Annotated in this window: 24 protein-coding genes and 1 pseudogene; 10 read left to right on the top strand and 15 right to left on the bottom strand. The window is 57.4% G+C overall.

Features of this window, described 5'->3' with window-relative positions; all coding sequences use genetic code 11:
- Nucleotides 1-193 precede the first annotated feature (193 nt).
- Nucleotides 194-508 (bottom strand): helix-turn-helix transcriptional regulator, encoded by a 315-nt coding sequence (locus tag EBB56_RS04630; protein WP_008294929.1) that lies wholly within the window; start codon nt 506-508, stop codon nt 194-196.
- A gap of 111 nt (nt 509-619) precedes the next feature.
- Here EBB56_RS04630 and EBB56_RS04635 point away from each other — a divergent pair, with 111 nt between their 5' ends.
- The 3 genes from EBB56_RS04635 to EBB56_RS04650 all read left to right on the top strand — a co-directional run bounded on the left by EBB56_RS04635 (nt 620) and on the right by EBB56_RS04650 (nt 3,744).
- Nucleotides 620-1,654, top strand: coding sequence for a permease (locus EBB56_RS04635; protein ID WP_000098298.1), 1,035 nt, complete (start codon nt 620-622; stop codon nt 1,652-1,654).
- A gap of 12 nt (nt 1,655-1,666) precedes the next feature.
- Nucleotides 1,667-2,944 (top strand): ISL3 family transposase, encoded by a 1,278-nt coding sequence (locus EBB56_RS04640; protein WP_000610830.1) that lies wholly within the window; start codon nt 1,667-1,669, stop codon nt 2,942-2,944.
- 131 nt (nt 2,945-3,075) lie between these two features.
- A complete protein-coding gene (locus EBB56_RS04650; protein ID WP_260425286.1) occupies nt 3,076-3,744 on the top strand; it encodes a 2OG-Fe(II) oxygenase in 669 nt (222 codons plus the stop codon).
- Nucleotides 3,745-3,882: 138 nt separating this feature from the next.
- Here the strand turns inward: EBB56_RS04650 and EBB56_RS04655 are convergent, their stop codons facing one another.
- Nucleotides 3,883-4,797 (bottom strand): LysR family transcriptional regulator, encoded by a 915-nt coding sequence (locus tag EBB56_RS04655; protein WP_124803120.1) that lies wholly within the window; start codon nt 4,795-4,797, stop codon nt 3,883-3,885.
- A 183-nt stretch (nt 4,798-4,980) separates the two neighbouring features.
- Here EBB56_RS04655 and EBB56_RS04660 point away from each other — a divergent pair, with 183 nt between their 5' ends.
- Together EBB56_RS04660 and EBB56_RS04665 are read left to right on the top strand one after the other, a co-directional pair.
- Nucleotides 4,981-5,439: a YeeE/YedE family protein gene (locus tag EBB56_RS04660; protein WP_124803122.1), complete on the top strand. Its 459-nt coding sequence runs from the start codon at nt 4,981-4,983 to the stop codon at nt 5,437-5,439.
- Nucleotides 5,436-5,849: a DUF6691 family protein gene (locus tag EBB56_RS04665; RefSeq protein WP_108448334.1), complete on the top strand. Its 414-nt coding sequence runs from the start codon at nt 5,436-5,438 to the stop codon at nt 5,847-5,849. The genes EBB56_RS04660 and EBB56_RS04665 overlap by 4 nt, the downstream gene beginning before the upstream one ends.
- Before the next feature lie 289 nt (nt 5,850-6,138).
- Here EBB56_RS04665 and EBB56_RS04670 read toward each other — a convergent pair whose 3' ends face one another.
- Nucleotides 6,139-7,047 carry a LysR family transcriptional regulator gene (locus EBB56_RS04670; protein WP_124803124.1) on the bottom strand — a complete coding sequence of 303 codons (909 nt, stop codon included), beginning with the start codon at nt 7,045-7,047 and terminating at the stop codon, nt 6,139-6,141.
- A gap of 209 nt (nt 7,048-7,256) precedes the next feature.
- Here EBB56_RS04670 and EBB56_RS04675 point away from each other — a divergent pair, with 209 nt between their 5' ends.
- Complete coding sequence (locus tag EBB56_RS04675) at nt 7,257-8,453, top strand: MFS transporter (RefSeq protein ID WP_124803126.1); 1,197 nt, start codon at nt 7,257-7,259, stop codon at nt 8,451-8,453.
- Between the two features lie 211 nt (nt 8,454-8,664).
- Here the strand turns inward: EBB56_RS04675 and EBB56_RS04680 are convergent, their stop codons facing one another.
- The 4 genes from EBB56_RS04680 to EBB56_RS04695 form a co-directional block, all read right to left on the bottom strand.
- Nucleotides 8,665-9,627 carry a GTP-binding protein gene (locus tag EBB56_RS04680; RefSeq protein ID WP_221621142.1) on the bottom strand — a complete coding sequence of 321 codons (963 nt, stop codon included), beginning with the start codon at nt 9,625-9,627 and terminating at the stop codon, nt 8,665-8,667.
- Between the two features lie 29 nt (nt 9,628-9,656).
- Nucleotides 9,657-11,393: an amidohydrolase gene (locus tag EBB56_RS04685; RefSeq protein WP_124803128.1), complete on the bottom strand. Its 1,737-nt coding sequence runs from the start codon at nt 11,391-11,393 to the stop codon at nt 9,657-9,659.
- Nucleotides 11,394-11,478: 85 nt separating this feature from the next.
- On the bottom strand, nt 11,479-12,870 hold the full coding sequence (locus EBB56_RS04690) for a YjiH family protein (RefSeq protein ID WP_124803130.1): 1,392 nt from the start codon (nt 12,868-12,870) through the stop codon (nt 11,479-11,481).
- Between the two features lie 117 nt (nt 12,871-12,987).
- On the bottom strand, nt 12,988-13,728 hold the full coding sequence (locus EBB56_RS04695; protein WP_124803132.1) for a class II aldolase/adducin family protein: 741 nt from the start codon (nt 13,726-13,728) through the stop codon (nt 12,988-12,990).
- Nucleotides 13,729-13,866: 138 nt separating this feature from the next.
- Between EBB56_RS04695 and EBB56_RS04700 the strand changes: the two genes are divergently transcribed.
- The 3 genes and pseudogenes from EBB56_RS04700 to EBB56_RS22110 form a co-directional block, all read left to right on the top strand.
- On the top strand, nt 13,867-14,766 hold the full coding sequence (locus EBB56_RS04700) for a LysR substrate-binding domain-containing protein (RefSeq protein WP_221621143.1): 900 nt from the start codon (nt 13,867-13,869) through the stop codon (nt 14,764-14,766).
- A 180-nt stretch (nt 14,767-14,946) separates the two neighbouring features.
- Nucleotides 14,947-15,903 carry a hypothetical protein gene (locus EBB56_RS04705; RefSeq protein WP_124803134.1) on the top strand — a complete coding sequence of 319 codons (957 nt, stop codon included), beginning with the start codon at nt 14,947-14,949 and terminating at the stop codon, nt 15,901-15,903.
- 83 nt (nt 15,904-15,986) lie between these two features.
- Nucleotides 15,987-16,206 (top strand): annotated as a pseudogene (locus EBB56_RS22110) (transposase); the annotation flags it as partial.
- Between the two features lie 95 nt (nt 16,207-16,301).
- On the opposite strand, the gene EBB56_RS22260 reads toward EBB56_RS22110, so the two are convergent.
- The 8 genes from EBB56_RS22260 to EBB56_RS04750 form a co-directional block, all read right to left on the bottom strand.
- A complete protein-coding gene (locus tag EBB56_RS22260) occupies nt 16,302-16,652 on the bottom strand; it encodes a type IV toxin-antitoxin system AbiEi family antitoxin domain-containing protein (protein ID WP_311767528.1) in 351 nt (116 codons plus the stop codon).
- A gap of 6 nt (nt 16,653-16,658) precedes the next feature.
- On the bottom strand, nt 16,659-17,015 hold the full coding sequence (locus EBB56_RS04720) for a nucleotide pyrophosphohydrolase (protein ID WP_124803136.1): 357 nt from the start codon (nt 17,013-17,015) through the stop codon (nt 16,659-16,661).
- Nucleotides 17,016-17,255: 240 nt separating this feature from the next.
- Nucleotides 17,256-17,492: an integrase core domain-containing protein gene (locus tag EBB56_RS04725; protein ID WP_185696386.1), complete on the bottom strand. Its 237-nt coding sequence runs from the start codon at nt 17,490-17,492 to the stop codon at nt 17,256-17,258.
- Nucleotides 17,493-17,560: 68 nt separating this feature from the next.
- Complete coding sequence (locus tag EBB56_RS04730; RefSeq protein ID WP_124803138.1) at nt 17,561-18,640, bottom strand: IS110 family transposase; 1,080 nt, start codon at nt 18,638-18,640, stop codon at nt 17,561-17,563.
- Between the two features lie 275 nt (nt 18,641-18,915).
- Nucleotides 18,916-19,242, bottom strand: a complete 327-nt coding sequence (locus EBB56_RS21850) for a DDE-type integrase/transposase/recombinase (protein ID WP_260425287.1) — start codon at nt 19,240-19,242, stop codon at nt 18,916-18,918.
- A gap of 239 nt (nt 19,243-19,481) precedes the next feature.
- Nucleotides 19,482-19,793 carry a DUF1153 domain-containing protein gene (locus EBB56_RS04740; protein WP_124803140.1) on the bottom strand — a complete coding sequence of 104 codons (312 nt, stop codon included), beginning with the start codon at nt 19,791-19,793 and terminating at the stop codon, nt 19,482-19,484.
- A complete protein-coding gene (locus EBB56_RS21970; protein ID WP_260425288.1) occupies nt 19,702-20,040 on the bottom strand; it encodes a S24 family peptidase in 339 nt (112 codons plus the stop codon). The genes EBB56_RS04740 and EBB56_RS21970 overlap by 92 nt, the downstream gene beginning before the upstream one ends.
- 204 nt (nt 20,041-20,244) lie before the next feature.
- Complete coding sequence (locus EBB56_RS04750; RefSeq protein WP_124803142.1) at nt 20,245-20,706, bottom strand: very short patch repair endonuclease; 462 nt, start codon at nt 20,704-20,706, stop codon at nt 20,245-20,247.
- 45 nt (nt 20,707-20,751) lie between these two features.
- Between EBB56_RS04750 and EBB56_RS04755 the strand changes: the two genes are divergently transcribed.
- Complete coding sequence (locus tag EBB56_RS04755) at nt 20,752-22,443, top strand: DNA cytosine methyltransferase (protein ID WP_124803144.1); 1,692 nt, start codon at nt 20,752-20,754, stop codon at nt 22,441-22,443.
- Nucleotides 22,444-22,460: the final 17 nt, after the last annotated feature.

Here is a 22,460-nt window from a genome sequence, read left to right on the forward strand (position 1 = left end):
CATGAGCTTGTCATTCCGGGTATCCGGAATTTCTGGTTGATAAAATGCCAAAGATGTAAAGAAGAAAATCTTTCTCAGCGGATTATCTGATTGATCCTCTTCAGCCTACTCTACTGCCAATTTTCTGTTTCCACCTTCGCCTGAGTCTTCATAGCGATGCTGACTAGGGAGGACAGCGAGAGCTGGGCAAGCGTCAAAGCGGTTCTGGTTCATGCGCAATCCGGACACCTGCACAACATTCCTCTTGTAAGAAACCGATCAAATTCTCTAGGTGCCCATACTCGGATATACAGACAATCGTGCGGCTATGTTTCTCCTGCCGGATCAGCCCTACCTTGGCCATGCGCGCAAGGTGATGTGATAGCGTCGAAGCAGGAATACCCAGCCCCTTCTGGATATCTCCGACCGAAGCCCCATCATGGCCAGCTTTGACCAGAAAGCGGAACACGGACAGTCGGTGACTATTCCCTAGCTCAGCTAAGCTGGCTGCAACCTTTTCGTGATCCATAGCACGCCCCAATAATTCGATGTTTCTAGAATTATAGTTGACAGGTCGGATAAACGCAAGTAGGCTGCGTACATCATTTCGACAATACTAGAAATATAGGAGTAATATTGAATGTCATCTCAACTCCAAGACGCTCTAGGCATGTTCGCCTTTCTCGCTATCGAGCTATCGGTTTTATTCATTGGCATTAGCTTGCTGGTCGGAGTTCTTCAACGTCACATCCCACCATCCAAGGTGGAAGCGTTACTGACTTCCAGTGGGAAGCGAGGCTATTTTCTTGCTGCTGGTTTAGGAGCTATAACGCCCTTCTGTAGTTGCTCGACTATCCCCATGTTGAAAGGGTTGATTCGGGCACGGGCCGGTTTTGGGCCGATGATGGTGTTTCTTTTCTCATCTCCGTTGCTGAATCCTATCGTCGTCGGCCTGCTGGTTGCCACGTTTGGATGGACACTTACTGCTATCTATGTGCTCGCCGCTTTGGTGGTCGCGGTAGGTGCCGGATGGCTGCTTCACACGCTTGGCTTCGAGCGTTATGTGCGCCGGACGGCGACACAAGAGAGCAGTGGATGTAGTTCATCAGCAAGCCCGTGCAGTGCTACATCGACCGCATCGAGTTGCGGCACCAACAGCTGCGACACCACTCCGAAGACGGCTTCTTGCGGGGCTGATAGGAAGACAACAGTCTCTACGTCTAGCGAATGCTGTGACAGTCAACCCACTGTCACGGTTAAGAAAGAAGGGAAGTACAGTGGTGTGTGGCGGGAAGCTTGGTCGGACTTTATCGATGTGTTGCCTTACCTGCTCATCGGTATTGCGATTGGCAGCGTGATCTATGGTTTCATGCCCACTGACTTATTGGAGCAGTATGCAGGCCCAGATAATCCCTTTGCCATTCCAGTTGCCGCTGTCATCGGCGTGCCGTTGTATATTCGCGCTGAAGCCGTCATACCTCTGGCAGCGGCTCTGATGGCCAAAGGCGTGGGTGCCGGGACGGTGCTAGCGTTGATCATCGGCAGTGCCGGAGCCAGCCTGACTGAGCTCATTCTGTTGCGCTCTTTGTTCACGCTGAAGCTTTTAGCGGCGTTTTTAGCAGTCATTTTTGCTATGGCGATGATTGCCGGTTACGCCACCTACCTGTTTTTCTGATCAAGGCGGGAGATGATTAATTCGTTAAGCCTTCCTGGGTACCAGTTGGTGGATTCTGATGAGCAGAATGAAGACATACATTTTCGGCTTGAAGCACCTACACCAGTAGCCTGCGAGGGGTGCGGCGTGCAGGGTGAGTTCGTGCGGTTCGGCAAGCGTGACGTTCCCTATCGTGATCTGCCCATCCACGGCAAGCGGGTCACTCTCTGGGTGGTCCGCCGCCGATACACCTGCCGGGCCTGCAAGACAACATTCAGGCCCCAGCTACCGGAGATGGTGGACGGATTCCGTATGACACTGCGGCTGCATGAGTACGTGGAGAAGGAATCCTTCAACCACCCCTACACCTTTGTGGCGGCACAGACCGGCCTGGACGAGAAGACGGTGCGCGACATCTTCAACGCCCGCGCCGAGTTCCTGGGGCGCTGGCACCGCTTCGAGACGCCCCGCATCCTGGGCATTGACGAGCTATACCTGAACAAGCGCTACCGCTGCATTCTGACCAACATTGAGGAGCGAACCCTGCTCGACCTGCTGGCCACCCGCCGCCAGGACGTGGTGACCAACTACCTGATGAAGCTGAAAGACCGGCAGAAGGTCGAGATCGTCAGCATGGACATGTGGAACCCCTACCGGGCAGCGGTCAAGGCTGTGCTGCCCCAGGCCCGTATCGTGGTCGATAAGTTCCATGTGGTGCGCATGGCCAACGATGCCCTAGAGAGAGTGCGCAAGGGCCTCAGAAAGGAGCTGAAACCGTCCCAGAGCCGGACTCTCAAGGGAGACCGGAAAATCCTGCTGAAACGCGCTCACGAAGTCTCAGACCGGGAGCGCCTCATCATGGAGACCTGGACAGGCGCGTTCCCGCAACTGCTGGCCGCCTACGAGCACAAGGAGCGCTTCTACGGCATCTGGGACGCCACCACACGGCTCCAGGCAGAAGCCGCCCTGGACGAGTGGATAGCCACCATCCCGAAGGGCCAAAAGGAAGTCTGGAGCGATCTGGTCAGGGCAGTGGGAAACTGGCGCGAAGAGACCATGACCTACTTCGAGACGGACATGCCCGTCACCAACGCTTACACGGAGTCCATCAACCGACTGGCCAAGGACAAGAACCGTGAAGGGCGCGGTTACTCCTTCGAGGTGATGCGGGCACGAATGCTCTACACCACGAAGCACAAGAAGAAGGCACCGACTGCGAAGGTCTCTCCTTTCTACAAGAAAACCATCGGTTACGGACTGCCGGACTTCGCAGAGGAACTCAACTACGGAGTCGATCTATCAACCATCTGAGGGTGGTATCAGATTGATGGGGTGAAGGTGCCCCATCAACCATTAAATCCGTATACCCGTCATTCCATGTCGTCAGCCACGAACGCGGCTTCTCCCCCACGCCCCTGCCCATCTGGACGGACAACGGCGACGTGTCTGACCTCTTCGAAACCGACGCGACGCCTGAGGTTGTCCGTCAGGAGGTCGAGGGTGTCCCCGGCGCCTTCCAGCTGCTCAATGTGCTGACACCTGCCGAGGCCGACAACTTCGTTGCCGTTCTGGAGGACATGGGCTTCGAGGAAGATGCGCCCGTCTCCCTGCCGCGCTCGGTACGCCACAATCACAACGTCAACTGGATCGTCAGTGAAGCGGTCGATCAGGTCATCTGGCAGCGCTCGGCGCCGCGGGTCACCGAGCAGATCCAGGGCGAGGGAGCCAAAGGCATCAATGCGCGCTTTCGTGTCTATCGCTACGAGGCCGGCGACTTCTTCAAACCGCACACCGATGGCGCCTGGCCGGGCAGTCGCGTCATCAATGGCGAGGTCGTCCAGGACGCCTATCCGGGCCTGATGAGCCAGTACACCTTTCTTATCTTCTTAAGCGATGGCTACACTGGCGGACGCACCGAGTTTCTGGTCAGCCGCCGTGATCCCGACAAGCCGGCTCAGTCGCGGGACGATATCCAGACGGTCTCGGTCTCCACGCCCAAGGGTGGCGTACTGTGCTTCCCGCACGGCTCGCACCCGCAGCACTGCGTGCACGCCAGCGAGCCGATCCGCGACGGAGCCAAGTACATCATCCGCAGCGATATCCTCTACTGAGGACTCTCAGATGAGCACCATCTGATAAACACCGCCTGATGAGTATCGTCCAAGCAGTCGCGACGTGCGCACAGGGCTCGATCTCCCTTTAGATCGGTCCCTTCGTGTATGTGGACGGCGAACAGCGCTCACGCCTGGCTAGTGACAGGACAGCCGCTCGCGGCGGGCCAGCAAGAAGTCGATCCAGGCGCGCACGCGCGGGTTATGCTGATTCTCGCGCGCGTAGACGACATGGATACCGGTATCGAAATCCGATGAGGTGACCTGATAGTCCTCCAGCACCGGCATCAAGCGGCCGCTTGCCAGCTCTTCCCGTATGGCCCAGAGCGGTTGTACCACGACGCCGGCGGCGCCCAGCGCCGCCTGGGGGAGAATGTCGGCATTGTTGGTGCGCAACGCGCGGGCCCGCACCGAGATACGATGCTCCCGATCCCCTTGCACCAGCCGCCAGTGATGATTGGCGGTGGTATAGCTGAAGGTCAGCAGACGGTGCTGCTCCAGGTCTTCCGGCCGATGGATCGGGGGCCGGGCCGCGAGGTAAGACGGCGCGGCGGCCAGCACGAAGCGCTGATCACTGATGTGCCGCGCGATCAGGCTCGAATCTTCCAGGTGACCGATGCGCAGGGCCACGTCGAAGTGGTCCTCGATCAGATCCACACGCTGGTCGCTGCTGACGATATCCAGCGCCACCTCGGGATAGCGCTGCATGAACTCGCTCACCAGCGGCGCCAGATAGAGGCGCGAATAGCGCCACGGCACCGAGATACGCAGCGGCCCCGCGACGCGCTCACTCAGCGTCTCGAGCTCACCCTCCAGTTGTTCCACCTCGGTCAGAATGGCGCGAAAGCGGATCAGGGCACGCTCTCCGGCGGGCGACAGCCGCACATGGCGAGTGGTGCGCACCAGCAGCGGCTCGCCCAGCTGGCGCTCCAGATGATTGACGTGACGCGTCGCCGTGGAACTGGCGATATCCAGCTCCCGCGCCGCCACATTGAAGCTCTGATGCTCCGCCACCTTGAGAAAGGTGCGCAGGCGTTGAGTCAGTTCGTTCATGGTGCTCCTGCGAATCCTCGGCGTCCTTGTCGCATGCCCCACAGGTCAGCCGGCCGGCCAATCACCTGACCAGTAGACTCGGCAATCGGTGGGCGAAGTCGCCTGGCGATGACGGTTGGCGATGGTCGGGCACGAGCATATCATCGTCGCAACGCTGGATGGCCGAAAGGGAGGACGAATGACATGGACATCATGAGCAGCATGAAAGGACTCGCCGGCGGCGTCCTGATCGGCCTCTCGGCAGTGATGCTGATGGCCTTTCTGGGACGTATCGCGGGTATCAGTGGCATCACGCGGGGAGCGCTTCTGGAATCAGGCCCGGACCACCGCTGGCGCATTGCCTTCGTGCTCGGGTTGATCAGCGGCCCGCTGCTCCTTGTGCTGTTCAATCTTGACTGGGGCAATGTGGCCGAGCGCTCAGATGCGCTGATCGGCGATCCCACCAGCGGGGGTGTGAGCATGATGTTCGCAGGCCTGCTGGTAGGCGTGGGAACCGGCATCGGGGGCGGCTGTACCAGTGGCCACGGCGTCTGCGGTATCGCTCGTCTTTCACCCCGCTCGCTGGTGGCCACTGTGGTGTTCGTGGCCGTCGCCATGCTGACGGTCTTCGTGAGCCAACACCTGCTGGGAGCGTCACCATGAAAGCGATCATCGGCTTCATCACCGGCCTGGTCTTCAGCCTCGGGCTGACACTCAGCGGCATGACCGATCCCGCGCGTGTCGTCGGCTTTCTCGACGTGGCCGGTGACTGGGACCCCACACTGATCTTTGTACTTGGCGGTGCCGTCATCACCACCTTCATCGGTTATCGCCTCGTCTGGCGGCGTGGCACTCCCCTGCTGGGCGAGCGCTTCCAACTGCCCACGCGTCGCGATATCGATGGCCGCCTGCTGCTCGGCGCGGCCCTGTTCGGTGTTGGCTGGGGCCTGAGCGGTTACTGCCCCGGGCCTGCCATCGTCTCCAGCAGCGCCATGAGTCTGCCATTGGCGGGTTTTCTGCTGACGATGCTACTGGGCTGGTGGCTGGCCACACGCCTGACGCGCGGTCACTGATCCGAGTGCCACGCTTCGCCCAGCAAACGCCGGCCATCCGGCCGGCGTCACAACGGCGTCACAACGGCGTCACACGGGATATTGTGCGGTAGCTGGTTTATTTATCACTCTGAAAACGCCATTCAAGGCCGCTTTTGGAGCAGAATTCAAACCAACAGTGACAGCCAACCGATGGCAGACCCTTTAGGGCGCGCAGCTTCGCTGGGCTTTCCACGTCAAGCGTACATGGTCCGCCCCAGGGGCTTTCGCTGAGAACAGCCAATCGCCCCTCCTTGCCTCCACCTGAGCATCACGCCATCTGCTGGCGGATGGCGGGGAGGCGCTCCTCGATAAGCGCGACGAAGGCCTCGATCACCGGCCGGCCCGGCGTCGTCGGATAGTGCAACTCCAGCGGCACCGCCCCGAGTGCCGGGCGCAATGGGATAAACCGGCAGCCATCACATTGCAGCCGGCGAATACAGCCGGGCGCAATAGCGACCCCGAGCCCAGCTGCAACCTCGCTGAGCAGGGTCTGCATCAATGCCGGTTGGCGCTGAATGCGCGGCGAGAAACCGGCATCGCCGCAGGCGCTGATGATCTGATCGAACAGCCCCGTGGCCTGCCCACGCTGAAACAGCACGAAGTCTTCCTGCTCCAGCTCGCTGAGGGCGAGCCGCTTGCGATGCGCCAGGCGATGCCCTTCCGGCACGACCGCCATCAATACATCCTTGTAAACCGACAGGGCGGTCAGAGTGTCGCGCTGCTCTATGGGGAGCGGGCGCGACAGCCCGATATCGATCTCGTCACGCTCGAAGGCATCCAACTGCTGCTGGGCGGTCATCTCATGCAATGACAGGCTCACCTCGGGATGGCTGGCGGCGAAGTCGCGCATCAATCCAGGCACGAAACTTGCGCAGGCCGAGCTCATGTAGCCGATGCGCAACGTGCCGGTCTGGCCGCTGGCAGCCATTGCCACGCGCTTGCGTGCATGCGCCTCCAGCGCCAGCATGCGCTGGGCTTCCTCAAGCAATGCCTCTCCTGGCGCCGTGACACGCACTTCCCGCGTACTACGCCACAGCAGACGCACGCCCAGCTCGTCCTCGAGGTCGGCAATCTGGCGGCTGATGGAAGGCTGCACGGTATGCAGCTCACGCGCGGCCGCCGAGAAATTTCTGTGCGTCGCCACCGAGACGAAGGTTTTCAAAGTGCGCAGTTCCATGGCAGCTCTCGTGAGTGATTAATACTAGCTGAGTATAAGTCATATCAAATATTGTCATTTCTATTATGAGTCTGCACTCGCTAGCCTGAGCTCCTTCCAAGCTTCCCTCCTTCCGCCTGTTGCGTACCGCCTCCTCCTTGCCTCGCCAAGGAGGAGGGCGGCAACGCACATCGGCTGATACGAGGGCCCTGATCTCGAGTGGAGACTATATGACGACATCAACGACTGAAGTGGCCGCGCAGGATACGCGCGAGCCCTCGCACTCGCTCAGTGCCGGGGGCCGTTTTACGCTGCTGGCCATCGCCTGCCTGACCATCATGGTGGGAACCGTGGTGGCGCCAGGGCTTCTGAGCATCGCCTCGGCCCAGCAGGTGGAGAGCCATGCCAGCTGGCTGATCACCTTGCCGTCCCTGGGTGCCGTACTGTTCGCACCGATCGCCGGGCGTATGATCGATCGCATCGGGGCCTATCCCTCGCTGGTCGGTGGTCTGCTGCTGTATGGCCTGCTGGGCGCGGGCGGAGCGTTGCTGGAGGGTGCCGTCGTCGTGTTCGCCGATCGCATCCTGCTGGGGGGCGTGACCGCGGTAGTGATGGCGGGCGGCACCACGCTGATTTCCGAGTGGTATCACGGTCATGCGCGTCTGGCGATGATCGCCCAGCAGGGCATGTCCATCGAGCTAGGCGGGGTGATCTTCCTGTTCGTCAGTGGCGTATTGGCGGGAATCGCCTGGCAGCTGCCTTTCCTGCTCTACCTGCTATCCTGGGGGCTGCTGGCCATGCTCTGGTTGATGGTGCCGAGACAGTCCCCGCCCGCGCCTGACGGCGAGCCAGGGCAGAGCAAGGGCGCTGCGCTGGCATCCTCACTCAACAGTATCTATCTGGCGGCGGCCATCTCGCTGACGCTGTTCTTTACTGCCATCGTCATGCTGCCGATGCGCTTGAATCTGCTCGGGCTGAATGAGGCGGCGACCGGCATCTTCCTGGCAGCCATCTCGCTGGTCGCGGTGGTGGCGGCGATGCTGATGCCGAAGGTCTCACGTGCGCTGGGCGAGATGCCGACCCTGGTACTGGCCTTCCTGCTCTATGCCGCCAGCCTGTTCATCTTCCAGCAGGCCGGGAGCATGCCCCTGATGAGTGTCGGGGCTGTACTGTCCGGCATGGGCTTCGGCTTTTCCATCCCGCTGCTCAACCACATGACGGTGGAGCGCAGCCATTCCTCAGTGCGCGGTCGCAACCTCTCCTACCTGACGATGGCGATCTTCCTGGGCCAGTTCCTGACCTCCTTCCTGGAATTCCTGCCCGGAGATGGCAGCAATGTCTTCGCAGCTGCCGCCGTGCTGGGGCTGATCTTCGCGGTACTCTACCTCGGCGCCTATCTCCTCAAGCGCGACAGTCGAGGCGCCTGAGACATCAAAGGCAACGTCAGCCTGCTCTTAGAGAAAGGCACGACGATAAAGCCCCACCTCCTGACGTCAGGAGCTGGGGCTTTCAGCTAAACGTCGTGCTCACCAGCCAGACACTATTCTCTGGCCACCAACCGTCACGTCACCTCTGAAAATGCGTGTACCTTTTTGCGCATTCCTTCGAGCTCAATGCCCCGAAGGCCAAGATGCCAGGTCATGCGATACACACCTCAAATGCGGCTTGTAGCTGATCAGGGCTGAAGCTGCCCTGCTCGCCGATGACCACAAGGCGGGTCATCGGCTTCTTCTCACCCCAGGGTGCGCCGGGAGCCAAATCGCTACGACTACCCACAAGGTGCAGTACAGCACGTCGGTCCGGGAGCTCAGCCAGCTGACAAATGCCCTTGGCTCGATAGACACTCGCGGGCAACGACTCGAGCACCTGGCGCAGCGCCTGCAATGAAAGAGGCCTCTCACTGGTCCAGCTCCAACTTTGAAACTGGTGTCCATGGTGCTCATGGGTGCAGTGCGAGTCGCAGTAGTGCTCGGGTTTGGGACGATCGGGATCAAAGTCCCCTACCCCCAGCACCAACTCCAGGGGGACCTGACCAAAGCTAGCTTCCAACAACCGAACTCCCGGATACAGCCAGCGGCGCTTCAAGGCATCCAGCTGATCAGGGCTCGCCAGATCGCACTTGTTAAGTATCACGATATCGGCAATATCGAGCTGCTCCATCGCAAGGGCGGCCAACTCACCGTCCAGATGTTCGAATTGCTCTGCATCCACCACCGTCAGCACACTGTCGATGACCAGCTGATCCTGGAACTGGGGGTAGCGCAGGGTCCCGGCAATCTTGCTCGGGTTCGAGACCCCGCTTGCCTCGATCAGAATATACTCCGGACGATTTTCCCTTAGCGCCAACAGTCGCGAGATCTGCTCGATCAGATCACTCTCCACAGTGCAGCAGATGCATCCATTGGCAAGGCTCACCATGGTCTGCGTTTCACTGACGATCAGCTCCTGATCAATATTGATCGCGCCAAAATCATTGACCATCACCGCCACCCTCAACCCAACCTCACTGTTCAGGATCTGGTTGAGCAAGGTGGTCTTTCCAGCGCCCAGAAAGCCCGAAACGATAGTGACTGGGACGGGAGGAAACCTACGGCTCATCATACGTGTTCACCCCTTCAAGGTCTGGAGGCTCAAAACGATGGAAGCTCTCGTTGCCACACCGCTTCTCGAGCAGTACCCGAGAACTCTCCCGCGGCATCCCAGACGAGCTCACCTTCAAGCATCGTCAACTCCACCTGTGTGTCGTGGATATTTCCCCGCGGTGCTACTTCAAAGAGATTACGGTCAAGGACAATCAGATCGGCCGACTTGCCGACCGATATTGAGCCGGCTTGATCCTCGATGCCCATCGCCCAGGCGCCATTGATTGTCATCACGCGTATGGCCTGCTCGAGGCTGATAGGTTCGCCGTAGAAGCTAGCGTCGGTTTCCTCCCACGGGTTTTCACGGGTGACCATCGCCTCGAAGCCGATCCACGGGTCGAGGCTCGATACTGGCCAGTCGGTTCCCATGACAGCGATGCCATCAGCGTCCAGCACACCCTTGAAATTATAGGCACGCTGCATGCGTTCCTCACCGAATACCGCCCTCGCGTAGGCAAAGGACGACGGAAACCAACCCACCGGAGAAAATTCAGCCACCACATCCAGTTCATTAAAACGCTGCAGATTGGCGTCAAGCAGTGTCGTGCTGTGTGCACACTGGTGGCGCATACCCTGCCCACCGTTGCGTCGGCGAGCCTCTGCCACCGCATCAAGAAACAGGTCGGAGGCCCCATCCCCCGTACAATGGGCAATGACACGAATGCCCTTGCGATCCATGTCTGCGACCATGTCCTTGATATGTTCGGGTGTCAGGTTCAAATGACCCCGCCAGGCACTGCCCTCGGACCACGGCGTGGACAGATATGACGATCTGGACTCATGGGTGCCATCGAAGTGGAACTTTACGGCGTTGGCATTAAGACGAGCGCTACGATAGAAGTGCCTTTCGCCCGCAATCAGTTCCCAGCGTCGCTTCACTGGAAAGATATCGTCCTGCCAACTGATGGCCGCCTCGACGCGCACGGTGAGCTGGCCGGCCTGATCGATGGTTCGCAGGGCATCCAGACGGTGTTCGCAAACGTGTACAAACTTTGTGCCGACAACCCCCCGACCACTTTGAAACTGCACCCCCTCACGATAGGCACGTTGCAGTGCATGTGCGGGCGTCGGAGGCATCGCTGCATGAATCAGCGCGTAGGCGCCATCGACAAGAACGCCTGTCGGCTTCCCGGTGATGCCGTCACGCTCGATATACCCATGGCGAGGGTCCTGAGTATCGGCATCGATACCGGCCAGCTCAAGCGCCATGGTATTGACCAACATGCACCCCCAGGAGCGATCCAGAATAGCCACCGGCCTATCCGCCACGATGCTGTCGAGCCAGGCTCGGTCCGGCACGATCCCCGCCTGCTTGAAGGTGTAGCGAACGAAGTAGGCGCCATAGATCCAGCCATCTCCCGGATGTTCATCGGCATAGGACAATATCGCCTGTTTGACCTGTTCCGGCGTCGGGTCTTCGAGCCCGACGTCCAGATACCCGGCGTAACTCGGGGCCAACGCCAGATCCGGGTGTGTATGCATGTCATACAGGCCTGGCATGACGAATCGCCCTTTCAGGTCTACAACCCTGGTATGCACGCCGATATGAGCGGCCACCTCATCGGCGCTGCCGACCTCAAGGAAGCGTCCCTGCGAAATCGCCACTGCCTCGGCCCAGGGGGTTGCTTCGTCGACGGTGTAGATCCGACCGTTGGTCAATACCAATTCGGCGCTGGCGACGGGCGGACGAGTATTGGAGGAAAGATGATGTCGTGAAGGTTCCATGATGTAGCCTTTTCAAACCGGTGTTATTCCCTCGGCCGGCTGGCTTGGTGCCGTAGCCGCAGCCAGCCGCCCGAGGTGCGCCGGATCACTGGAGGATCAGGTGACCCAAGAGCGACAGGATCGGCAGCGAAATCAGCACCCGAAGTGCATAGATCACCACAAGGTCTCGCAACTTCAGGCCAATCCCCGCTCGAATCAGGACGATGGCGGCCTCGGTGAAGAAGATGATCTGGTTGACTGCGACCCCTGCGAGCACAAAGCGGGTCACCTCGCTTTCGATGCCAGCACCCAGCAATGGCGGCATGATGCTGTCCACGATCCCAGCCAACAGCGCCGGGGCGGCCTTGTCGGCTTCCGGCAACTGTAGTAATTCAAGCAGGGGTACCAGCGGCAGCGACAACACATGGAAGAACTCGGTGAACTCGATCAGCGCAAGCCCGACACAGCCGATGATCATCATCGTCGGGTAAACGGAAATGGCGACATCGAGGCTAACGTGAACGCTTCTCTTGAGCAGCTCTAGCGGCGGTGCGGCCGCGGCGGCGCGATCCACGGCGCGACGCAGCCCCATGGCGAACAACCCTTCCCCTGCGTGCTGATCCACTACCAATTGCTGACCAACAACGGGGTTATAGGTATCGGATTTCCCTCTCAACGGAGGCAGCTTTGGAACGATGATTGCGCACACAACTCCGGTAAAGGCGACCGCCGCATACCAGGGAAGAAAGACGTGTTCCATCCCGATCAAGCTGAGTAACAGGTACAAATAGGCAATCGATACAATGGAAAAGTTTGTGGAAATAACGCATGCCTCTCGGCTGGTATAGAAACCCTGCCGATACTGCTGCGTTGTCAGGATAATGCCCACGGCTGAGGCGGAAAGCCAAGAAGCAAGGCTGTCAATTGCCGCGCGCCCTGGGAGACCGAAGAGCTTGACGAATACTCGGGACAACAGGCTACCAATAAACTCCATCAGTCCATAATCGGTAAGCAGAGGTAACAGCAATGCCGACAGAGAGTAGATCGCCAACACGACAGGACCTACATCGTAAAGAAGCACGCCGCCCGTATTCCGATGCCAGATCCATTCCGGACCCCACTGGAAATAGGTCATCAACATCAGCGTAGCGCCGACCATCCTCACGATGGTCCAGCCTACCCCCGGATTGAGCAGTTGTACGAAACGGTTCGAGTGATGCTTGAGAGAGGTAAAGGTCACCAACACTGTCAATACACTTGGAACGACGGCGACTGCAACCGTGACTGGCACCATCAGCGGTTTTATCACGTCGTTGACAAAGTCGATGACAAATGCAATCAACACGGTCAGGCGACCGTCGATACTGATGGGTGTCAGAAAAAGCAGAACCCCCAGCAGCGTAGGAAGAATGAACTTTGCGAGCTGAGCCGTGCTGTAGCGACTCGGCGCGCCGGAGGTATCGCTTGCGGTAACATGCGAGTCAGGTTTGTGTTGCATGGGCGCCACCTTGTTATAGTTGTCCCGATTCAGGATTCCATCATTTATTCAGGCTGGGTCTCCTGCCCTGCCTTTTTCTTGCTGGAGCAATAGCCGACCTATCCAGCCCATGAACAGCTACTCACGGTACCCAGGGGCGATTCGATCCAGTTTGCGCCTCAACGCCCGCCAGACCAGATCGACGCTTTCAGCGTGATAAGCGGGATTTTCGAATTGCTGGGCGGTAAACTCGCAGTCTTCATGCGACGGCATCACCAGCTTCCGACCAGACTTCATCGCTTCAAGCTGTATCTCGCAAGCCTGGTTCAGGTAGTACATATAGAAGAACGCTTCGGGAATGCTGCGCCCGACGGTCAGCAGGCCGTGGTTGCGCAGTATCATGCCCTTGTGATCACCCAGGGCCTCGACGATGCGTTGCCGCACCGAAAGATCCAGCGGGATACCTTCATAATCGTAGTAAGCCAAACGATTGTAGAAGGCCATGTTGGTCTGGTTCAGGGGCAAAAGCCCCTCTTCAAGTGCAGAGATAGCCATACCTGCCATGGTATGGGTATGCATGACACAGACAGCGTCGTGGCGATGCGTATGGATAGCGCTATGAATGGTGAACCCGGCCGGATTCACCTCAGGATCGCTGTTGTCGAGCTTGTTGCCGTCTACATCGATCTCGACCAAGTTGGAAGCCGTCACCTCCTCTGGAAGCAAGCCATAGGCGTTGATCAGAAAAGCGGGGGTCTCACTAGGGATTCTGACCGACAAGTGGGTGAATACCTGGTCGCTCCAGCCATAGTGATCCAGTAGCCGGTAGGCCGCCGCCAGGTCTGTACGCAGCGTTTGTCGTATGTCCTGATATTCCATGCCGAGTTCCCATTCCGACGATCGACGTGGCCCTGAAGCGGGCGTTCTCGTTCAGAGTAAGGAACTTGTCGGATACGCGATAACGATCTATTCTCCACGAGTCATTCCAATACGGAATAAACTTTCAGGACAACCGCGATGAGCCGTCAGCTTCCCACCATGATCTCGCTCAGCTGCTTCGAGGCAACGGCTCGGCATCTCAGCGTCACCAAGGCAGCTGAAGAGCTCAACCTGACTCAAAGCGCTGTCAGCAAGCAAATCAAGAAGTTAGAGGACATGTTGGGCTGCGCCTTGTTCCGTCGCGTCAAACAGCGGCTGAACCTGACAGACAGCGGTCGAAGCTATGTCCAGGTGGTCACCCAGACCCTTGACCAGCTCGACAGTGCGACGCGAGAGCTGCGCAGTGGCGTCGCCGAACAGGTGATCGTAGGCGCTGAACCTTCCTTCACCTCTCGCTGGCTACTACCCCGACTCAGCGATTTCACGCTCAGACATCCCGAAATCAACATCGAAATCATGAACGACCTCCGTCAACTCTACGATGGTAACGAAGACTTTGACGTAGGGATTCTCTACGGCGACGGCAGCTGGCCCGATTTCGAGACCCACTTTCTCATCCAGGGCGAACTGGTGGTGGTCTGCACTTCTGAACTACTAGAGCGATATGGCCCCATCTGCGAACCCGAAGAGCTGCTGCGCTATCCACTCCTGCATCACGGCACCTACACCCCGGCGCCTCACCTCTCCTCTACCTACCTCTGGCTCCAGGGCGCAGGGCTGGATGACGATGCCATCAAGGCTACACCGGGCCAGCATTTCGAGCACTTTCGCTTCCTGCTCGATGCCGCTCAACACGGACTCGGCGCCACGGTGCTACCTGCCTACTTTGTGGAAGGCGAACTGGCGACTGGGCAGCTGGTCCAGGCATCACGCTCGTCGATGATCTGCGGCGCCTACTACGTAGCGATCCGTCGCCACAGGGTCAACCACCAGAACACCAAGGTTTTTGCCCAGTGGTTACTGGGAAAGAAATTGTAGATTGCATCGCTTTTCCCATACGTTGTAGCGTGTTGCACTCAGAAACTTCACCCATCCATTGATGTACCATGCCCCTATTTCTGCGATGAAAGACTGGTAGAGCAATTTCCCTGAAATATTCACTAAGTGTGCAATCAATCATTCGGGAACCGACAACTAGGAAAGGTACTAAATCTGGCAATGAATAACTTTCAGAAAAAGGCACTTGAAGAAGTCGGCGTGCTAAGCAAAAACCGACTGCGTTTTTCCACTTTTTCCCAAAATCACATATTTTACGTAAAGAAAGGCTTGGACATAATAAAAGTACCAGATTTTATATGTGTGAGAGACAAAGGGTGCCTCGTATTGGCAGAGTCCTGGTTTCGTGAGAGAGGAATATATCTTTCGTGGGGCACGATAGGCGGCATTGTTCTTTTAGGATTTTTTCTATATATATCTCTAATATTGCCATGGACGCTTGAAAGAGACGTCGGATTTGCAGACGTGTTTATTTCCATCATTATGATCCCTCTTGGCTTGTTGTTTTCATCCCCCCTGCTATTTGCAGCGAAAAGTGAGCTAAGGACTCAAGGACTTCAATACACAATATTCAACCAACGCTCTAAAAACATTCATTTTGTGAGTGACGTCGACTTTAACACCAGAACGTGTCGCTGGAATGAGTGCACCTTCTGCCTTGCCTATTCGGCTGGGGGTGTTGAGGGATATTATTACGAGCTAAAGGGTTACCTTTTTAACCAGGACGGCAGTGTCAGGGACAGCTTCTCGTTCGATGACTACCACTATATGCCTAAAAATAGCGACACTGCTCGCCAAACGATGATTGATGACCTGACGGCCAGGTTCGAATATATACGCCGTTTCATGCAAGAGGGTGCCGAAGCGGAAGAGCCGGTCAAAGGGGCACTGGATTTGACACCCACTCTCTCCGAAGCCGCGCACCGGTTCCAGCCCCGGTCCAAACCCTCAGAGGGCAAGACGGCGCATATCATCTATTCAATAGTGCGAATCCTGTTTCTGATTCCATTTAGCGTACAAGTCGTTGGCCACTCCTTCTTCTGTCGCTATTGTCGCTTGCCAACGTGGCCGCAGAGTGTGATTGATGAGTGCGGCGAAGACATTTTTCCCAAACGGTAGTGTTGCCCCTTGGACGTCCCCGGGCCCTCAAGACACTTCTGGCCTATGATTCGAGCATAGGAGGAAGAGCGGTCTCAAGTTCCATGAGCAATCATAAATATACCCCGGAATTCAAGGACCAAGCGGTTCGTCAGGTGCTGGATCGTAGCTACTCCGCGCCGATGTGGCCGAACGGCTCGTGTATCGGCTCACAGTCGGTACAAGTGGGTGAAGGCGGTGAAACCAGACAACGCCGAGCAACAGGCCAATGAACGGGGCGAGGCTAAGCGCGAGATTCTCAAGCTTCGTACCCATTGCGTTCGATGTGGTCGACCATGCCGTTGGCGAAGCGAGACCAGATGCCTGACCTGTTCGTGGCAGTGAGCTTCAATCGGCATGCAGGAACGCCTCCGGCACCGTCACCTGATGTGGCATTCCCTGTCCAACTTGCTGCCCTGGCAGAGCTGGCGCTTGCCTTTGCCGAGGTCCAGTCGGCGTGGCTCCAGGCGAGCGTACCAGGCATGCCCGGCGTGGCGAGCCAACACCAGCAACGCCCGCTTGGTTCTCACCGAACGGCACCCCTCCAGCAATGCCTCTTGTGTGGCCGCTGGTTTATTTATCACTCTGAAATCGGAATAAAAGACCGCTTCTAGCAGATAATTTAAACCGAAAGCTGAGTCTCTGGCCCTGCTTGAGGCCAAAATCAGTCGAAGGAAGCTTGAGAGACGAGGCCAGGCTGAGAAGGCCGCTGCAGAAGACGAAACGGCCACATCACGTCAATCCTGATAGTGCGTGTACTTTTTCGCACTACCCTTCGCTTTTTCGGCCGGATATTTCACCGCATTCTTCTCCATCTTCGTCCGGCACGCCGCTTCGATATCCACATCCAGCTTGCCTGCCAGCCGGATCAGGTAGAGCTGAACATCGGCGATTTCATCGCGTACGGCGGCCAGTTGCTGCTCATCCAGCTCCCTGGACTGCGCCTCGGTCAGCCACTGAAAGCACTCCTGCAGCTCAGCTGCCTCCACCGTCAGCGCCATGGCCAGGTTCTTGGGTGAGTGGAACTGATCCCAGTCGCGCTCGGTGGCGAACTGGTCCATGGCGTCGCGGAGCTGCTTGAACGGGTCTGACATGTGGTACTCACCTGGTTCTGCGGTATCGGGTAGCGCTGAGCATGCCTGCTCTGTCACTCGCTATCCAGCCAGCATTGGCATATGCGGCCACTCAGCCGTCCACTCACTCACAGCGTGGAGAGGAATTCGCCGATGACCGCCAGGTCCCCCGACCTTCTCGCTCTGACACAGCTTGATCGTGACACTGCCGCCGTGGTCCGGGTCCTCAGTGGTGTAATGACCCCCTGGTTTCTGCACACCTCATCCAGTTAATGCGAGGTGTGCTCGGGGTGCCACATAGCCCAGAGACTGATGTGGTCGCTCTTCGTTGTAGTACCGGATCCAGCGCTCGATCACGATTCTGGCTTGGCCCAGCGACTCGAAGCGATGCTGCCAGATGCACTCCTCCTTCAAGGATCGGAAGAAGCGCTCCACGAGTCCGTTCTGTTCCGGTGTATACGGCGTCGTGAACTCCTGGGTGAGACCATAGGCCTTCACCGTGCCCGTGTAGTGCCGGCTGCTGAAGACCAGGCCGTTGACGCCCTTCTAAGTGTCAAGGAACAAATTCAAGCAATTTGTGTTTGACTGATTTCCCGGCCTCGCCTGCGCAGAATATAGTAAACCTCACGCGCAATGTATCGCTTCAGGCAGCGAAGTATTTCCATCTTTGACAGGCCTTCCGTCAATCGCCGCTGCGTATATTCCTGGGTCTTTAGGTCTACCCTAAGCCTGCCAATTGCGATGATATGCAAGGCACTATTGGCCGCTCTATCGCCACCTCTGTTGAGACGATGGCGCTGCCGCATTCCCGACGATGCGGGAATCTGGCTCACACCACACAACGCGGAAAAGCTACTCTCAGAGTGGAGACGTTCCGGGTTGTCTCCGGCAGTAATCAGAAGCTGAGCTGCCGACTCATACCCAACACCTGTACGAGAAATAAGCTCCGGTGCCAGTTCGTCGATGATGGCCGCGATCATCACATCCAGGTCAGCAATCTCGTCACTCAGCTCCAGATAGCGCCTCGCCAGGGATTTTAATGCAATACGATAAGCCGTCGTCACATCGCGATACCCATCGAGTTCAGGGCGCCAATCAGCAAGGGTGCGAACGAGCTTCATTCGGGTCATTTTGCGTAGTGGGTCACGAAGAGCGTCGGGGGCTGATACGATCTGCGTCTGTATCATCTGCAATGCCACACGGCGCGCCGCAACCGCCGTCTTGCGGCACACCTTGAGAACTCGCAAGGCCTCAACCATGCCGTCGCGGGTCTTGGGTGTGACAGTACGGATACCGGCATAGGCCGCATGCGCCGCGTTCTCAGCATCGATCGTGTCATCCTTACCTCTCTTATGGCGTGACAACTTATCGGGCTTCGTGACCTCCAGAATGGTAACCCCTGCCTGCTGAAGGTATCGCATCAGTCCGGCGCCATATGTGCCGGTACATTCCACGCCCACTCGATCAATATTGCCGAAGGAGCGTATCCAATTCAGCAGCAACGCGTGGCCGTGCCTTGTCGAAGGAAAGCTGGCACTCCCAAGGACATGGTCTTGTTCATTGACAACAGCCGCCACATGAAAATTCTTGTGGGTATCAACACCTCCAATGACCACGGCTTCTTCGAAACATGTCTTCTTGTTCATTGTCACGCCCTCACACTATCGGCAATCGTAGCAATGACATTTCACCATGATCGATAGCATGGACAAGACAGTAACGAGACAGGGAGTCAGGCCCTTCTTGGGTCACAGGCATCGACGAGAGGTGAACCCTCGTCGTCGAAGAATCTGAGGTGCCGACGGGTCAACGGAAGGACATGGATGTCAGTCTATCGGAGCGTGAGTCAGGCAACCTCAGAGTCTCAACGACACCAGACTTTCAAAGGTTAGCTTGGTTTCTAAGAACCGGTCTAATCCAATTAGATCTGGCATCTCTCAGTATTACTGTCGGAGCGTAGTGCCAGCGGTTGCTGAACGCGCCCCAGCGCTCCCAGTCGATAGATCAGCGCCTCCTCCAGAGCGGCCTCAGCGGTCTTGCTGCTGCCATTGTCCGATAGTCGCCAGCCGAGGATCTCTCTTGTGCAGCAGTCGATGATCACCGCCAGGCTGGCTCGCCGATCCTTTCCACACCACACGTGCGTGAGATCCGTCGCCCAGCGTTCATCAGGCCGTGACGTGACTGACGGCAAGCTCCTGGCACGCGGTCGGAAGCCTTGTGGCCGCTTGCGTACCTGCCAGCCTTTCATTTGCAGGATGCGCTGGATCGGCTTGCGGTTCTCTCCTAAGACGCACGCCAGGCGGCGATAGCCATAGGTGGGGAACCTCTCCAGGGCCAGTTACACCCGCACCGCCAAGTCGGCATTGATGGCACGCTTCCGCGATTTGGGCCGGTAATACAGGCTGCGCCGGGGGAATCCCAGCCAGCGGCAGAGCTTGACGAGCGATACCACATGGCCTTCCTCGGCCAGTTGCGCCTGCAGCGACCTTACGAGTTCTCGTCCTCGTCGAGCAGGCGCTTGAATTTTTTTAGCGCATAGATCTGCAGATGGGCCTCACCCAATGCCTCCTTGCTCTCCCGGAGCTCGGACTCATACTGCTCACGGATGTCCTTGGGGCGGGCCTTGAACCCGTTTTCCATGCTGCGCTGGGCCTCATCGACCCAGCCCTCGATCTCAGAGACAGTGAGATCGTACTGGCGAGCCACTTCAGCCGTCGTGGTCTTGCCCTTGAAGATGTCCATGACCACGGCAGCCTTGCGCTTCGCGGTCCATCGTTTGATGGAGTTGTCGTCGCTCATCCTGTCCTCCTGATGACTGCACTATACCCTGTGCAGCTATGGAGGGGGTCACTTCAGTGGCGCGATGCTGCACCACAACGACCTTGCCTTGTCGTGTGCCACCAGGATTGGCATGGAACAGCCGCCAGGCGCCGTTGGGGATGCGCCGGTTCATCGACTCCCCCACCACCCGGCTGACGAACAGGTCGGGGCTCGCACTCATGAAGTCCGCCAGCTCGACCCAGTGCTCGGCCTCGGTGATCGCCATCTCGCTGAACTCGCTGACGGCTCACGGAGCCTCCTTTGTGCCTGAAGTATAAGGCTGGGGGTGTCCACGAAGCCCGCGCGATTCAGTCATCTTGATGATGCCAACTACAGACCTGGAAATCCTACCTTCAGATGGATAACCTGGTATCATAAGCCGGCAAGAAGCCGTAAGAACACAAGGCCCCAAGACATTCGGCTTGATAAGCTAGACAGGACGAAGTCTTGGCGGTCGGGATGGCCACTCTTGATACAGCTTTTCAGCTTGGATCATTTTCGGAATTTCGGACAACCGCTCATGAAAATGCTTAAAACCGCATTCCCAAACCACGAGCACACGCCATCCCAGCTGCTTCAGTTGGCTGCATGCACGTCGATCACGTCGAACATTTTCCTCGAACTTGGCCTCCCAGAATGATGTCCTTGTACCAGGTACCGAGGCATAGAAGCAATCGGCATGCCTGTGCCAGTAACAGCCATGCACGAAAATGGCCAAGTGGTATCGATGAAGGACAAGATCGGGAGAGCCCGGTAGATCCTTGCGGTGAAGCCTGAACCGATACCCCTGGGCATGCAGGTACTTGCGCAAGGTTACTTCTGGATGCGTATCACGACCCTTGATTGATCGCATCATCCGCGACCGAGTCGCACTATCGACAACATCGGGCATACTGTTAGCCCCAACTTTTCATGAACGAATTGCAGGTTTCCATTGATGACTAAGTCGATTCACCTAGTTGATCTCTTTGCCGGGCCAGGCGGCCTTGGCGAAGGCTTCAGCTCAATACGTAGGCCCGACGGCAGTCGTCAATTCAAGACGCTCGTTTCCGTAGAAAAAGACCCCGCCGCTCACCGCACCCTGACACTGCGTGCATTCTACAGACTACTACATGACAGCGGCATGAGTATGTCAGCGTACTATGACTATCTCCAAGGAGGCGAGCACCCGTCAAAGCGCACAGACGTGCAGCACCTCTGGAAGCTGGCTAGCGAAGAAGCGCTTTGTATTGAGCTGGGAAGCGAAGCAGGGAACAGATGCCTCGAGGAGCGTCTCAGGCGCGAGCTGGCGGGCTGTGAGGACTGGGTACTGATCGGCGGACCTCCCTGTCAAGCCTACTCGGTGGTTGGTCGCGTCCGAAACCGCGGTAACAAGCACTATCGTCCGGAAGAAGACAAGCGTCACTTCCTGTACCGAGAGTATCTTGACGTCATAGCCAAGTTCCGACCCGCTGCCTTTGTCATGGAGAACGTCAGGGGGATGCTGACATCACGGATCGGGCAAAAAAGGATATTCGGTCAGATACTGGAAGATTTGCATGATCCAACTAAGGCTACTGGGCACGAAGCGCCAAAGTGCCTCACTGGGAGCATGGAAGGCTATACGATTTTTTCTCTCGAAGACGATCGCGTTTACTTCCCGCGAACGACAGGGCTCTTCGACACACCATCTCCGCTTGAGGAAGGAGAGTACAATTCTTTTGTAATCAAAGCCGAAGAACACGGTATACCTCAGGCGCGTCATCGCGTCATCTTGGTTGGTGTTCGAAACGACATTGTCCGCTGTGCTGGTGCTCCGACCATCGCCACGAACCTACGGATGCCGACAACGGGTGACGATGAGAAGCTTGCTGTCGAACAAGTCCTCGCCGAACTGCCGCCGCTTCGTAGCGGGTTGAGCCGACAGGATTCAGATCAAACATGGTACGCAGCAATCAAGCGGGTAGCCACGAAAGTCGCGAATGAACTGCTTTGCCACCCAAGCGAGTACCTCACCACTACCGATAGAGAGAGAATAGCCGCAGAACTTCGTATCATCGCTCAAACTCCACGAGAAGGGCTAAAAAGACACCACGAACCCATAGCGGTATCTAGGCCAGTCGGCCCCACAACAGAACTCGAGAAGTGGTACCACGGTGCTATCAACCCGAACTCCAAAGGCCTGTGGTATAATCACGAAGCCAGAAGTCACATGGAAGAGGATCTGGCAAGATACCTATATTGTGCAACCTTTTCCAAGGTTATGGGCTATTCACCGACCGGTACAAAGGAGATCTATCTCGACTACCTAGCTCCCATGCACGCCAACTGGAAGTCCGGAAAATTTGCCGACAGGTTCAAGGTTGTGCTCAAGGATCACCCTTCCAAGACAATAACGAGCCACATTTCCAAGGATGGCCACTATTTCATCCACTACGACCCCGAACAGTGCAGAAGTCTTACCGTGCGAGAGGCAGCACGACTACAGACTTTTCCCGATGATTACTACTTCGAGGGGAACAGAACAGAACAGTATACCCAGGTCGGCAATGCAGTCCCCCCGCTTCTCGCGAGACGCATCGCTATCAAGGTCCAAGAGGTACTGGACAAAAAGAAGGAAACACGAATAAAAGAGCCCTCACCTACTTAAGCCTCCGTCGACAGCTA

This window comes from Halomonas sp. YLB-10 (genome assembly GCF_003856855.1).
GTDB lineage: Bacteria > Pseudomonadota > Gammaproteobacteria > Pseudomonadales > Halomonadaceae > Halomonas > Halomonas litopenaei.

Bases quoted from the DNA above. Each gene is read 5' to 3' on its own strand.
- EBB56_RS04630 (WP_008294929.1), bottom strand. From the start codon at position 508: ATGGATCACGAAAAGGTTGCAGCCAGCTTAGCTGAGCTAGGGAATAGT.
- EBB56_RS04705 (WP_124803134.1), top strand. From the start codon at position 14,947: ATGAATAACTTTCAGAAAAAGGCACTTGAAGAAGTCGGCGTGCTAAGC.
- EBB56_RS04750 (WP_124803142.1), bottom strand. From the start codon at position 20,706: ATGCCCGATGTTGTCGATAGTGCGACTCGGTCGCGGATGATGCGATCA.
- EBB56_RS21970 (WP_260425288.1), bottom strand. From the start codon at position 20,040: ATGGCGATCACCGAGGCCGAGCACTGGGTCGAGCTGGCGGACTTCATG.
- EBB56_RS04740 (WP_124803140.1), bottom strand. From the start codon at position 19,793: ATGAGCGACGACAACTCCATCAAACGATGGACCGCGAAGCGCAAGGCT.
- EBB56_RS04685 (WP_124803128.1), bottom strand. From the start codon at position 11,393: ATGGAACCTTCACGACATCATCTTTCCTCCAATACTCGTCCGCCCGTC.
- EBB56_RS04680 (WP_221621142.1), bottom strand. From the start codon at position 9,627: ATGATGAGCCGTAGGTTTCCTCCCGTCCCAGTCACTATCGTTTCGGGC.
- EBB56_RS04660 (WP_124803122.1), top strand. From the start codon at position 4,981: ATGGACATCATGAGCAGCATGAAAGGACTCGCCGGCGGCGTCCTGATC.
- EBB56_RS04640 (WP_000610830.1), top strand. From the start codon at position 1,667: ATGATTAATTCGTTAAGCCTTCCTGGGTACCAGTTGGTGGATTCTGAT.
- EBB56_RS04720 (WP_124803136.1), bottom strand. From the start codon at position 17,015: ATGTCAGACCCGTTCAAGCAGCTCCGCGACGCCATGGACCAGTTCGCC.
- EBB56_RS04655 (WP_124803120.1), bottom strand. From the start codon at position 4,797: ATGAACGAACTGACTCAACGCCTGCGCACCTTTCTCAAGGTGGCGGAG.
- EBB56_RS04635 (WP_000098298.1), top strand. From the start codon at position 620: ATGTCATCTCAACTCCAAGACGCTCTAGGCATGTTCGCCTTTCTCGCT.
- EBB56_RS04695 (WP_124803132.1), bottom strand. From the start codon at position 13,728: ATGGAATATCAGGACATACGACAAACGCTGCGTACAGACCTGGCGGCG.
- EBB56_RS04670 (WP_124803124.1), bottom strand. From the start codon at position 7,047: ATGGAACTGCGCACTTTGAAAACCTTCGTCTCGGTGGCGACGCACAGA.
- EBB56_RS04665 (WP_108448334.1), top strand. From the start codon at position 5,436: ATGAAAGCGATCATCGGCTTCATCACCGGCCTGGTCTTCAGCCTCGGG.
- EBB56_RS04675 (WP_124803126.1), top strand. From the start codon at position 7,257: ATGACGACATCAACGACTGAAGTGGCCGCGCAGGATACGCGCGAGCCC.
- EBB56_RS04730 (WP_124803138.1), bottom strand. From the start codon at position 18,640: ATGAACAAGAAGACATGTTTCGAAGAAGCCGTGGTCATTGGAGGTGTT.
- EBB56_RS04690 (WP_124803130.1), bottom strand. From the start codon at position 12,870: ATGCAACACAAACCTGACTCGCATGTTACCGCAAGCGATACCTCCGGC.
- EBB56_RS04700 (WP_221621143.1), top strand. From the start codon at position 13,867: ATGAGCCGTCAGCTTCCCACCATGATCTCGCTCAGCTGCTTCGAGGCA.
- EBB56_RS04755 (WP_124803144.1), top strand. From the start codon at position 20,752: ATGACTAAGTCGATTCACCTAGTTGATCTCTTTGCCGGGCCAGGCGGC.
- EBB56_RS21850 (WP_260425287.1), bottom strand. From the start codon at position 19,242: ATGAAAGGCTGGCAGGTACGCAAGCGGCCACAAGGCTTCCGACCGCGT.